The sequence below is a fragment of the Pseudomonas sp. CFBP 13719 genome, from assembly GCF_014842095.1.
GTDB lineage: Bacteria > Pseudomonadota > Gammaproteobacteria > Pseudomonadales > Pseudomonadaceae > Aquipseudomonas.
In genome coordinates this window covers 14381-26977 of record NZ_JACYVB010000012.1, presented here as the reverse complement: position 1 = coordinate 26977, position 12597 = coordinate 14381, and the positions used below count along the sequence as shown (strand labels likewise).

Here is a 12597-nt window from a genome sequence, read left to right as displayed (position 1 = left end):
GTCATCGGGCGAACCGAGCGAAACGAAACGGCGCGGGATCGACCAAAGGCGCGCTGCCGGTAATCAGGTCCGCCATCAAATGCCCAGCACCCGGACCGATACCGAAACCGTGCCCGGAGAAGCCGGTGGCCAGGTAGAAACCGGGCAGGCTCTGCACCTGGTCCATCACCGGCACGATATCGGGCGTGACGTCGATCAATCCGGCCCAGCGCTGCTCGATCCTGGCCTGGGCGAAGATCGGAAACTGCTCGGCAAGCATGCCTAGTGCCTGGTCGAGGTAGGCATCCACCGGCTTGGGGTCATACAGGCGCTGTGTCTCGAACGGTGAAGCCTGGGCATTGCTCCAGCGCTTGGGCGTGTTGAGCTCTTGCCAGCTCTGGCGGGTCAAGCGCAGGCGGTATTCATGGTGATGGGCCCTGACCATGGGCAGAAAGTCAGGCAGGTAGCGAAAGCTGTCCGGTACCAACGCCGCGACGTTGGCGTTGCGCAGGGCGACGGTGTAGCCGCCATCGGCACGCTTTCTGAAGGAGACTTTTTCGGTAGCTACCGCGCATTCCGGCCCGCCCGGTAACGGCGCCGTGCGCATCACCGAACCCAGCACGCGCAGTTGCGGCAGGCGGATACCCAGGTTGCCGCAGAACAGGCTCGACCAGGCACCGGCCGCGAGCACCACGCTGTTGCATTTGATTTCGCCCAGCTCGGTAACTACGGAGCTGATCTTGCCGCCCGAGGTTTCGACACTGCGCGCGGCGCAGCGCACGAACAGCTTCGCGCCCCGTGCTCGGGCGCCTTCGGCGATGGCCGCGGTGGCGATGTCCGGCTCGGCGCGGCCGTCGCTCTCGGTGAACAGCGCGCCGGTCCAGGAAGACGGCACCTTGGCCTGGAGGCGGGCTTGAATCTGCGCGGTGTCGAGCAACCGCGCTTCGATACCCAACGGCTTGGCCTGATCCAGCCAGGTCACCTTGGCCGCCAGCTCCGCGGCGGACTCGCAGGCATAGAGAATGCCTGAGCGGGTGAAGCCGGTGTCGTGCTGCAACTTCGCGGCCCAACTGTCCCATAGCTTGAGACTGGCAATCGCCAAAGGCACTTCAGCGACATCGCGGCCCATGGTGCGCACCCAGCCCCAGTTGCGTGAGGACTGCTCGTGGGCGATGCCACTCTTTTCCACCAGCACCACCGACACGCCCCGTTCGGCCAGGAAGAACGCGGTGCACACACCGACGATGCCGCCACCGATGATCACTACATCGGCACTGTCAGGCAGTGAGGCGTCGCTGTCGACGTGGGAAATGAGCGGGTACATGGGACTTCCTGCCAATGTCGATACCCAAGGTTTACGCTCCGACACGGCCAACGGCAACCCTTCTGGCAGGGATGCGGCCATGCTCTCACATGCTGAGACGAAGGCATGACCCGGGCTGATTCTGGTATTTTTTTTCAGTCATTTTTTGCAACACCTTAGCCGCCATGAGACGTGGCCTGCGGCCATTACCACCGGGCACGTTGTCGCAGGCAAAGCCAGTCCAAGCGGTTGCGCTGAATCGTTTCAGATGCGATAACAAATAGGCAAACGGCGCGAAAATCTCGAATAAAGCAGATCAAAGGGCCCATGCACGCCGTACATCGGCGATCCTCATGTGCCCGCCCCCGCCGTTTGTGCCATCCCTTCGTGGCGTTCTCCTGCTCCTGACCGAGCCTGCCTTTCAACCTCATCGAGGCCATTCATTCGGCGCGCCCAAGCGCCGTGCTGCACACAAGGAACGGACCATTGAGCAATCAATCCACTCCGAACACCCCCCTCTCTCGCCTGTGCGACAAGATCGGCATTCCCTATCCCCTGTTCTGGGGCTTCGTCGGGCTGCTGATTTTCATGATCGGCGACGGTGTCGAACTCGGCTACCTCTCCCCTTTTCTCAGCGACCGCGGCATGCCCGACGGTGAAATCGCCATGGTGTTCACGCTGTATGGCGTCACCGTGGGTATCTCGTCATGGCTGGCCGGTGCCCTGTCCAATATCTGGGGCCCGAAACGGGTGATGATGCTCGGGCTGTTGATCTGGAGCGTGTTCGAAGTGCTGTTCCTGATCTACGGCCTGGAAACCCTGAGCTACCAGATGATCTTGCTGACCTATGGCCTGCGCGGCTTTGGCTATCCGCTGTTCGCCTACGGATTTCTGGTGTGGATCGCCGCGGCGACGCCGTCGCGCAAGATGGGCCTGGCCGTGGGCTGGTTCTGGGTGGCCTATGCAGCCGGTCTGCCGACCCTGGGTTCATTAGTGGCGAGCGTGAGCATTCCGTTGATCGGCGCGCTGCAGACGTTCTGGCTGTCGTTCGCGCTGGTAGTGGTTGGCGGCGTGATCGGCCTGGTCGGCATGCGTGAGGCGCACGGCATGCGGCGCCTGGCACCCGAAGGTGAAAAGCCGCTGGTGTCGATGGCCAAGAACGTCACCATCATGTGGTCGCACCCCAAGGTGACCCTCGCCGGTGTGGTGCGCATCATCAATACCTCGTCGATGTTCGGCTTTCTCGTGGTGCTGCCGGGGTTCTTCATGGACACGGTGGGTTTCACCCTGGAGCAATGGCTGCAACTGCTGACCATCGTCTTCGTGTTCAACATCATCGGCAACATGGGTTCCAGCGTCATCAGCACGCGCATCGGCTACCGCAATACCATCCTCTGGCTGGGTGCGGTGGGCAGCACGATCACCACGCCGCTGTTCTTCTTCATGCCGCAAGCCTTCCCGGATAACTTCCTGCTGGCCTCGGTGTTCGGCGCGCTGTATGGCCTGACGCTCGCGTGCTTCGTGCCGCTGTCGGCACTCGCACCGGCACTGGCGCCCCACAACAAGGCAGCGGCGCTGTCGGTGCTGAGCCTGGGCGCGGGTGCTTCCACCTGGGTGGGGCCTGCGGTGGTGGCGATCTTCAACGAAAGCTTCGGCCTGGAAGGTGTGGTGTGGGCGTTTACCGGCCTGTACGCGTTGAGTGCGGTGCTGACGGTATTCCTGAAGGATCCGGAGCCGGTGCACGAGCCGTTTTTCAGCAAGGCCCAGCGCCGGATCAAGGTCCGCGCGCCACGCCTGGATTATCGCTGGGCGCATGCCACCAAGGACTGATCGGCGCTGTCAGGGCCGCTCGTAGACGCTTACGCGATTGCGGCCACCGCGCTTCGAGGCATACAGCGCCTGGTCGGCCCATTCGATCAGTTGCTGGTGCTCGTTGCTGGGGTAGCCCAGGTCGGCGACGCCCAGGCTGATGGTGAACCGCACCGGGCCGCTTTCGTGCTCCACCACCTCGGCTTCCACGGCCAGCCGCAGGCGATCAGCCAATATGGCACCGCCCGCCTTGTCAGTGTCCGGCAGCAGCACGGCGAACTCTTCGCCGCCGTAGCGTCCGGCGATGTCCGAGTCACGGACCATCGCGCGCAGCACCTGCGCCACGCGCTGGATGACCTGGTCGCCCACCTGGTGGCCATAGGTGTCGTTGACCCGTTTGAAGTGGTCGATGTCGAACATGATCAACGAGGTCGCGTGGCCATAGCGCCCGTGTCGGGCGTACTCGACCTTGAGTGCTTCCTCCCAGTGACCACGGTTGTACAGCCCGGTCAGGCGATCGGTACTGGAAAGCTTCTGCAGTTGCAGGTTCGATGCCTGCAACTGACGGCGGTTGGTGGCCACGTCGGTCACATCGTAGATGACCACGCAGATGTGCTTGATCTCGCTGTTGGTGGAGCGCAACGGCAGGATAGTGGTGTTCTGGTACATGAACGCTTCGTGCCCGGTGATCGGCTGATAGTTCTTGAAGCGCACCAGGTACGGGCGTTGTTCCCAGATGGTGAAGGCCGGCGTGCCGAGGGTGACCACGCTGCTGACCTTCTTGCGGAACCACTCGCGGTCGATCTCCGGGAACAGGCTGAAGAAAGCCTGGCCGATGGCGTCCTTGGGTTGCACGCCGGAGCGGTTTTCCATGAAGGTGTTCCAGACCTGCACCTGGTAGTCGCTGTCGAGCACCACCACGCCAACGTCGATGCTCTGCGTGATCGCCAGCAGCCAGTGAAATTCGTCCAGTTCGATAGGTCTGTTCATGGCTCAGTTCATCAGGTAGTCGAGCTTGTCGCGCAGCAATTGCACCGAGTCTTCGGTGAACAGCAACAGCAAGTCGAAATGAATGCAGTGGCCTTCCAGCGCGTAACTGATTTCGACAGTCAGGGTCTTTTTCCAGCGGTGTCTGCCAACTTCGATCAGGTCGTCGATCGCGCCGTGGTCGCCGAGGAGGTGCGGATGGCTCTGGGAGAACATCACGTCCAACTGCTGGGCCAGGCCGCTGAGACAGGCGCCGATGATGACCGACGAGAGGTCCAGAAGCATTTCCTGGTCGGAGTAGTCCAGCGCGCTGCGGTTCATCAGTCGAGCCAGGTCGGCGATGTCACAGTCGTGGAAGATCAGCATCGCTTCACCGGCGATGCCGCCGCCGATGAAGCCTTGGCAGATTGCCGTGATCGGCTGTGTACTCTGCACGTCCGCCAGGACCATGTGCAACTCGCTGGCTTCGAGCAGGTTGACGTTGGGTACGGGCAAGTGTATGAACACGCCGAGCACCTTGGCCAGCATGGCAGCAGCCTGGCCCATGGCAACGTTGATGGCCTCGCGCAGGGCGTCGATGAAGCCGATGTGGATGGTGCTGTCGCTGCCGCCGCGCAAGGGGCCGCCGGTGCTCTTTTCCAGCAGACCGGCCTGGAGAAGTACTCGGCGCAACTCGTCGGGTTCGGCCGGCTTCTTGATGAAGGCCAGCGCACCGAGTTCGCGTACCCGGCGCAGGGCCTGATCCTGCACGTCGCCGGACACGACGATGACCTTGCAGCGCAACCCGTGCTCACGCAGGGCTGCCAGGACCTGGTAGCCGTCCATGTCGGGCATGGTCAGGTCGAGCAACATGACATCACCCTTGCCCTCACGGATGGCCTCGAGCGCCTGGCGGCCGTTCACCGCTTGAGTGATGGTGGTATCCCAATCCGCCGGCAGGGCGCGCAGCAGCTGCTTGCGGGCCATGTTCGAGTCATCGCAGATCAGCAGGGGAATGGGCGGCATGTCCTCTCGTTCTCTTCCTGGGGCGACGCGCGTCATCGCCATTGATGCATCATTGCCCACCTTACCTCTAAGGCGCTGTTCGCCGCTACCTTGCGTGCTGGCTATTTGCTTTCTTTCGGCGCGAATGCCGATGTGGCTTACCGCGTTCAGCCTGATTCACCGCATCAACCGCCGACGCGGCTTGCGCCGCTGCTACAGGGGTTGCGAATCGATCACGACCGGCCTCTGTAGCAGCGGTGCAAGCCGCGTCCGGGCTTACCGCGTTCAGCCTGATTCACCGCATCGACCGCCGACGCGGCTTGCGCCGCGGCTACAGGGGTTGCGAATCGATCACGACAGGCCTCTGTAGCAGCGGTGCAAGCCGCGTCCGGACGCACCGCGGTCTGCCTGATTCACCACATCTGCGGCCGAGGCGGCTACAGTAGGTGGTTCGGGGGGCAACTTGCCCGGTATATGCTCAAGTTGTATGATGTCTGTTAACAACCCGCCCACAGGACACGGAGACAACAATGCCTAACATCCTCGGTCACAACTTCATCGGCGGCAACCGCAGCGCCAGTGGCGAGCCCAAACTCAAAAGTGTCGACGCCACTACCGGCGAGGCGCTTCCTTATAGCTTCTACCAGGCCACCGATGCCGAAGTCGACGCCGCCTGCCAGGCCGCCGACGACGCTTTTCTGGAATATCGCCAGCTGAGCCCCGCTCGCCGCGCCGAATTCCTCGATGCCATCGCTGACGAACTCGATGCCCTGGGTGATGATTTCGTGGCAGTCGTCTGCCAGGAAACCGCCCTGCCTGCCGGCCGCATCCAAGGCGAACGCGGTCGCACCAGCGGCCAGATGCGTCTGTTCGCCAAAGTGCTGCGTCGTGGCGACTTCCTCGGTGCCCGGATCGACCTCGCCCTGCCCGACCGCAAGCCGCTGCCGCGCGTCGACCTGCGCCAGTACCGCATCGGCGTCGGCCCGGTTGCCGTGTTCGGCGCCAGCAACTTCCCTCTGGCGTTCTCCACTGCCGGTGGCGACACCGCCGCCGCGCTGGCCTCGGGTTGCCCGGTTGTATTCAAGGCCCACAGCGGTCACATGGCGACAGCCGACCTGGTCGGCACCGCCATCATCCGCGCGGCAGAAAAGACTGGCATGCCCAAGGGCGTGTTCAACATGATCTTCGGTGCTGGCGTCGGCGAGCCGCTGGTCAAGCATCCGGCCATTCAAGCAGTCGGCTTCACCGGCTCGCTGAACGGCGGCAATGCGCTGTGCAAAATGGCCGCCGAACGTGCCCAGCCGATCCCGGTGTTCGCTGAGATGTCCAGCATCAACCCGGTAGTCCTGCTGCCTGATGCCTTGGCCACCCGTGGCGAAACCGTGGCCAAGGAACTGGCGGCGTCCGTCGTGATGGGCGGTGGCCAGTTCTGCACCAACCCCGGTTTGGTGATCGGCGTTCGCTCGCCGGCCTTCAGCGGTTTCCTCGAGCAGCTGCAAACGCAAATGGCTGCCCAGGCGCCGCAAACCATGCTCAATGCCGGTGGTCTGCGCAGCTACAGCAAAGGCGTCGAACACCTGCTGGCCCATGAAGGCATCACGCACCTGGCTGGCAACCCACAGGAAGGCCAACAGGCTCAGGCGCAGCTGTTCAAGGCTGATGTAAGCCTGCTGCTCAATGGCGATGAACTGCTGCAGGAAGAAGTGTTCGGTCCGGCCACCGTGGTGATCGAAGTCGCCGATGATGCCGAGCTCAAAACCGCGCTGCAATCGCTGCGCGGACAGCTGACCGCCACCCTCATCGGCGAACCGGCCACCGACCTGGTCAAGTACCAATGGCTGGTGCCGGTGCTGGAACAGAAAGTCGGCCGCATTCTGGTCAACGGCTACCCGACCGGCGTGGAAGTGTCTGACGCCATGGTCCACGGCGGCCCTTACCCAGCCACCTCGGATGCGCGCGGCACCTCTGTCGGCACCCTGGCGATCGACCGCTTCCTGCGTCCGGTCTGCTACCAGAACTACCCGGACGCGCTGCTGCCCGAAGCGCTGCGCAATGCCAACCCGCTGGGCCTGCAACGCCTGGTGAACGGCGAGTGGAGTTCGCAGCCGATCGCTTGATGCAACGGCCGCAACAGCCAGACGGCGCGATCTCGATCGCGCCGTTTTTTTTTGCCTCGGTGATCCGATTTTTGTTTCAGCTCTGCGACAAGGTGCCGATACGGGGGGATCAAGAAGACCTTTTCATGGCGACCACCCATAACCACAACGACGGTCGTCCAGGTCTGACCCTTTACTGTCAGGAGCACATTTATGAACGGCTGGTTCGGCAATATCAGCGTTACCCGAAAACTCGCACTGGGCTTTGGCCTGGTGCTGGTATTGACCGCGCTGTTGGCGCTGACCGGCTGGACCAGCTTGAGCAGCCTGATCCAGCGCAGCAACTGGATGAGCGACATTTCCGAACTGAACAACAGCCTGACCAAGCTGCGTATCGTGCGCCTGCAATACATGCTGGCCAACGGCGATGATACTTCTGCGCAAACCGTACAGACCCAACTGGACGCCTTCGAGACTCAGCAGAAGAACTTGATCGACGGCTTCAAGAGCCCCGAGAACCTGCAACGCCTCAAGGCCCAGTCCGAGCAGATCGATGCGTATCAGAAGTCGCTGAACCAGATGCGCGACGGCTACAAGGCCAGCAATGTCGCGCGGCAGAACATGACCGCCACGGCGACGGCTGCCACCGAGCTGGTCAACCAGATCAATCAGGCGGTGCTTGCAGTGCCCGACGGCGACCTGCGCTTCGACGAATTCCAGGCCATCACCCGCGTCCGTGAACTGATCCAGCAGACGCGCTACGACGTGCTCGCCTATACCAGCAACGTCAATGAAAAATCCGAACAGGCCGCCTTCGCCCAGATGGACCGCGCCGTGGCCGAGCTGCAGCAGCTGTCCGCTCGCCTGCCCACCGAGCAGTCTCGCTTCCAGCAACTCAACGCCGCGCTGGGCAACTACCGCAATGCAGTCGCCGGCTTCAAGGCGGCAATCGCCAACATCGCTACGGCGCGTGCCGAGATGACCGTAGAAGGCGCCGAAATCGTTCGCCTGAGCGACGAGTTGTACAAGATCCAGATCCAGCGGCGCGATGCCGAAAGCGCCGAAGCGCGCAGCTATCAGATCGGCGCCGCACTGCTGGCCCTGATCTTCGGGATCCTTGCCGCGTGGATCATTACCCGCCAGATCACCCGCCCGCTGCAGCAGACACTTGAAGTTGTCGAGCGCATTGCCGGCGGCGACCTGAGTCAGAACCTGCAAGTCACCCGCAAGGATGAGCTGGGCGTGCTGCAACAAGGCATCCAGCGCATGGGCGCAACCCTGCGCGAGCTGATCGGCGGCATCCGCGACAGCGTCACCCAGATCGCCAGCGCTGCCGAAGAATTGTCCGCCGTCACCGAGCAGACCAGCGCCGGGGTCAACAATCAAAAGGTCGAGACCGATCAGGTCGCCACTGCCATGCACGAGATGACCGCGACCGTTCAGGAAGTGGCGCGCAACGCCGAACAGGCCTCGGTGGCCGCCACCACCGCTGACGACGAAGCGCGTGAAGGCGACAAGGTGGTGGGCGAAGCCATCGCGCAGATCGAGAAACTGGCCGACGAAGTCCGTCGTTCCACCGAAGCGATGAACGCCTTGCAGAAAGAAAGCGACAAGATCGGCAGTGTCATGGACGTAATCAAGGCAGTCGCCGAGCAGACCAACCTGCTGGCCCTCAACGCAGCCATCGAAGCAGCCCGCGCAGGCGAGGCCGGACGTGGCTTTGCCGTGGTGGCCGATGAGGTTCGCGGCCTGGCCCAGCGCACGCAGAAATCCACCGAGGAAATCGAAGGTCTGGTGGCCGGTCTGCAGATGGGCACGCAACAGGTGGCCAGTGTGATGTTGAGCAGCCGTGGCCTGACCGACAGCAGTGTCGAGCTGACCCGCCGCGCCGGCACTTCGCTTGCGAACATTACCCGCACGGTGTCCAGCATCCAGGCGATGAACCAGCAGATTGCGGCCGCGGCCGAACAGCAAAGCTCGGTTGCCGAGGAAATCAGCCGCAGCATCATCAACGTGCGCGATGTATCGGAACAGACGGCCGCTGCCAGTGAAGAAACAGCTGCCTCAAGCGTCGAGTTGGCGCGTTTGGGCAATCAGTTGCAGATGATGGTCAGCCATTTCCGCGTCTGAGCAAGCGCAGCCAAATCCTGACGCGGCTCGCGCCGCTGCTACAGAAACCGATCCCCTGTAGCAGCGGCGCAAGCCGCGTCCGGCAACGACGCAACCAAAAAGCCCCCTCACTCCACTTCCTTCAACACCCGCTCCTCGTGAAAGAACGCGTTCGGGTCCACACCCGCGCGGAAGAAATACCCGTAATCCTCCAGGTAATACAGCGTCTCCACCCGCTTGAGGTTGTCTTCCAGGTGCGCACAGCGCAGCTTCTTCGCCTGACCGCTCAAGCGGCCATTGACCTGGGTCGCAGGCAACTGCTGCTCGACACGGCAGTCGAACGCCTGCCGCGGCTTGCCGTACTCGCCGACCACGCTGTTGCTCATCTTGCCGTCGGTCACATAGCCCAGCTGCGCACCCACCGGCATGTTCTTCCAGTCCCCGCTGAACGTAATGGCATTCAAACCGACGTTGTCCACCATCGGCGCTTCGCCGCTGTACACGGTTTGCTGGGCCAATGCGACCAAGCCGCGAAAGCTCACCGCCTGCCCCTCGAAATTGCTGCCTTTGGTGCGCACCGAGAGCAGCCCCGAAGCCTTGTCCTGGCTGAACGATTTTTCCTCGGTGAACGGTGCGCTCTGCCCTTTGAGATGGGCCGTACCGGTTTCCACTACCCGTTTCAGCACTTTTGCCGGTTTCGGCAGGTTCAGCTGCTTGACCGCCGACAACGCCGGCGCCTGCACCCGTGGGGTAGCCAGCACCAACGGCGCTTTGGTCCGCGGCTTGAACGCCGGCAATCCGGCCAGGCCTTCGGGCTTGCCGCAGGCAGCGTCGAACACCCGTCGATAATCCGGGTCGCTGTCCTTCACGTTGTAAGTCTTGGGCTCAAAGAACACCCCACCATCGGTCACCGTGTTGTGCTCATCCAGGTCATACCCGGCCAGCAGGCTGAACGTCTGCTTGGCGCAGTCCAGGGCATAGCGCTCGCGTTTCTGTGCATAGGGCGCGTTGTGCGGCTGATCGTGGCCGATGGTCGGCGAGTCGTAGGCCGCCCAGAACTGCAACTGCCCGTCGACGGTAGCCAGACTGTTGCGGTCAATCAGCACCCATTGCTCATCGCCCTTGCCCAACAGCACCCGCCAATCAGGCTGGGGAGTGGCGGCGCAGGCGCGCTGGAAGGCGGGATTGGCATTCAGCGCCGCGACCTGCGCCGCCGGGATCGGACGGGCCGGCGCATACTTGCCATCGGGGCTGGCGAAATAGATGCGTTTCACCCCGTCCAGATAGATGAGGCTGGCGCTGGGGCTGGAGCACGCCGCGTCGACTTGCAGCAAAAAGCCGAACGGTGAGGTGTCGGTCTTGGGCTGCAGTAACATGAAGCTCAAGCGATCACCGTTGCGCAGCACACTCTGCGGCACGGGTGGCTGCGACATTGCCTCCTTGAACATGTCCTGCGCCTGTTCGTTGCCAAGGCTGCCGTCGTCGGGCCCCTTGCTGGAACAACTGGCCAGAGTGACGAGGGCGGCGAGCAATGCGATGCGCTTCATGATGAGTCTCGGGAATGGCGATCAGACGTCATGGTAAGCGGCGTATCGAAAGCGGCGCAATCCACCTGCCGCCGCTTCAGCAGGCGTAGGCCGCCAACTTGTCCTGGATGAAGTCCAGAAAGCACTGAATCCGCAGTGCCAGCTGTGAGTTGCGGTAGTACACCGCATTGATCGGCTGGCGGTAACCGCTGTTGGCATCGGCCAGCACCACCTGCAAGCGCCCTTGGCGAATGTCTTCGTGGGTCATGAAATGCGACAGACAGACGATTCCCTGCCCTTCCAGCGCCAGTTGCCGCAACGTTTCGCCACTGGACGCCGCCATGCGTGGCTGGATCTGCAGTCGATCGCCCTCGGCATGGCGCAACGGCCAGTGGTTGAGCGTCTCGGTCTGGGTGAAGCCCAGCAGCACGTGCTGGCTCAAGGCCTCGACCGTTTCCGGCACGCCGTGGCGCTCGAGGTAGGCAGGGCTGGCAAGGATGTTCAGCGGGCTGCAACCCAGCGACCGTGCGTGCAGGGTAGAGTCGGCCAATATCCCGATACGGATGGCGACATCGGTGCTGTGCTCGATCAGATCGATGATCAGATCATTGCTGTTGAGCTCCAGCAGAATGTCCGGGTAGCGCTGACGAAACTCCGCCACGTACGGCACGATCGCGTGCAGCATGAACGGTGACGCGGCATTGATGCGCAAGCGTCCGGCCGGCGTCTGGTGACGCAGCGCCAAGCGCTCTTCCAGCTCGTCCATGCGCGCCAGGATCTCCTTGGCCTGCGCGAAGAAAAACCGCCCCTCTTCGGTCAGGTCCATACGCCGCGTGGTGCGGTTGATCAAGGTGGTGTCCAGCTTGGCCTCGAGCCTGGACAAGGTGCGGCTGACCGCCGAAGGGGTCTGACCGAACTGCTCGGCGGCGGCAGAAATGGAGCCGCTCTGAATGACGGCGACGAAGACTTGCAGCTCATCGGATCGAGATTTCAACGCAGGCCTCATCGGATCTACCAGGACCTGCGAAACATACACCAATCCCCGCCCTGGCGAGCGTGCCGTCAGCCCAGCACCTTGGCCAGGTGCGCCTGATACCGTGCGACATCGTTGTCGATGTTCGGCATCTTCATCACGTCGACGCTGAGGAAGGTGGGCAAAGCGGTCATGTCGAGAAATTCGTTGGCTTTGTGGAACGGAAAATACACCGCGTCCACGCCTTTGCCCTCGAAGAAGTCGGCCGGATCGTCGAACGCCTGCTGCGGCGCGTTCCAGGTGGCCGAAATCATGTACTGCTTGCCCTTGAGCAAACCACCGCTGCCATATCGCTGCGACGCATCGGAACGGGTCCGGCCGTCATTGGCATACAAGCTGCCATGGCCTTCGGTGAACACCTCGTCGATGTATTTTTTCACGGTCCACGGCGCCCCCATCCACCAGCCCGGCATCTGGTAGATGACCACGTCGGCCCAGAGGTATTTCTGCACTTCCTCGGCAATGTCGTAGCCACCGTCGATGAAGGTCTGCTTCACGTCAAAGCCGGCGCGGTCCAGGTAGGCCACGGCGGCGTCATGCAGGGTCTGGTTGTAGCGACCGTCGGAGTGGGCGAACTGCTTGCCGCCGTTGAGCAGGAGAATCTTTTTCATGAATGTGGCCTCGTTGACTGTGCGAGAAATGTCGATGGCAGCAGTCTAGAGGCCTTGCCCGTGGGGAGTAAGCGGGCAGCGCGCAAATCTCTCTTGCTTGAGAGTCACGAATGAATGGCCATTGTTGCGTAGTTGTCGGCAGCAACGCGCCCTGGCCCCA

9 protein-coding genes and 1 pseudogene are annotated in these 12597 nt (G+C 62.5%); 4 read left to right on the top strand and 6 right to left on the bottom strand.

Features of this window, described 5'->3' with window-relative positions:
• Position 1: 1 nt before the first annotated feature.
• Entirely contained in the window at positions 2-1303 is a 1302-nt protein-coding gene (locus IFT57_RS24880) for an NAD(P)/FAD-dependent oxidoreductase (RefSeq protein WP_192153015.1), read from the bottom strand.
• 465 nt (positions 1304-1768) lie between these two features.
• On the opposite strand from IFT57_RS24880, the gene IFT57_RS24875 reads away from it, so the two are divergent.
• Positions 1769-3112: an MFS transporter gene (locus IFT57_RS24875; RefSeq protein ID WP_122714783.1), complete on the top strand. Its 1344-nt coding sequence runs from the start codon at positions 1769-1771 to the stop codon at positions 3110-3112.
• 9 nt (positions 3113-3121) lie between these two features.
• On the opposite strand, the gene IFT57_RS24870 is transcribed toward IFT57_RS24875, so the two are convergent.
• Together IFT57_RS24870 and IFT57_RS24865 are read right to left on the bottom strand one after the other, a co-directional pair.
• A complete protein-coding gene (locus tag IFT57_RS24870) occupies positions 3122-4081 on the bottom strand; it encodes a sensor domain-containing diguanylate cyclase (RefSeq protein WP_122795791.1) in 960 nt (319 codons plus the stop codon).
• 3 nt (positions 4082-4084) lie between these two features.
• Positions 4085-5083: a response regulator gene (locus IFT57_RS24865; protein ID WP_122800063.1), complete on the bottom strand. Its 999-nt coding sequence runs from the start codon at positions 5081-5083 to the stop codon at positions 4085-4087.
• Positions 5084-5592: 509 nt separating this feature from the next.
• On the opposite strand from IFT57_RS24865, the gene IFT57_RS24860 reads away from it, so the two are divergent.
• The 3 genes and pseudogenes from IFT57_RS24860 to IFT57_RS27345 all read left to right on the top strand — a co-directional run bounded on the left by IFT57_RS24860 (position 5593) and on the right by IFT57_RS27345 (position 9288).
• Positions 5593-7179, top strand: a complete 1587-nt coding sequence (locus tag IFT57_RS24860) for an aldehyde dehydrogenase (NADP(+)) (RefSeq protein ID WP_122714780.1) — start codon at positions 5593-5595, stop codon at positions 7177-7179.
• A 192-nt stretch (positions 7180-7371) separates the two neighbouring features.
• Positions 7372-8433, top strand: a pseudogene (locus IFT57_RS27350) (methyl-accepting chemotaxis protein); the annotation flags it as partial.
• Complete coding sequence (locus IFT57_RS27345; RefSeq protein ID WP_446731006.1) at positions 8425-9288, top strand: methyl-accepting chemotaxis protein; 864 nt, start codon at positions 8425-8427, stop codon at positions 9286-9288. The pseudogene IFT57_RS27350 and the gene IFT57_RS27345, both read left to right, overlap by 9 nt.
• Before the next feature lie 107 nt (positions 9289-9395).
• On the opposite strand, the gene IFT57_RS24850 is transcribed toward IFT57_RS27345, so the two are convergent.
• The 3 genes from IFT57_RS24850 to IFT57_RS24840 all read right to left on the bottom strand — a co-directional run bounded on the left by IFT57_RS24850 (position 9396) and on the right by IFT57_RS24840 (position 12437).
• Positions 9396-10814, bottom strand: coding sequence for a hypothetical protein (locus tag IFT57_RS24850; protein WP_192153013.1), 1419 nt, complete (start codon positions 10812-10814; stop codon positions 9396-9398).
• A 76-nt stretch (positions 10815-10890) separates the two neighbouring features.
• On the bottom strand, positions 10891-11787 hold the full coding sequence (locus IFT57_RS24845; protein ID WP_192153012.1) for a LysR family transcriptional regulator: 897 nt from the start codon (positions 11785-11787) through the stop codon (positions 10891-10893).
• A gap of 68 nt (positions 11788-11855) precedes the next feature.
• The gene (locus tag IFT57_RS24840) at positions 11856-12437 is read right to left on the bottom strand and encodes an NAD(P)H-dependent oxidoreductase (RefSeq protein WP_122480247.1); all 582 of its coding nucleotides are present in this window, start codon (positions 12435-12437) and stop codon (positions 11856-11858) included.
• Positions 12438-12597: the final 160 nt, after the last annotated feature.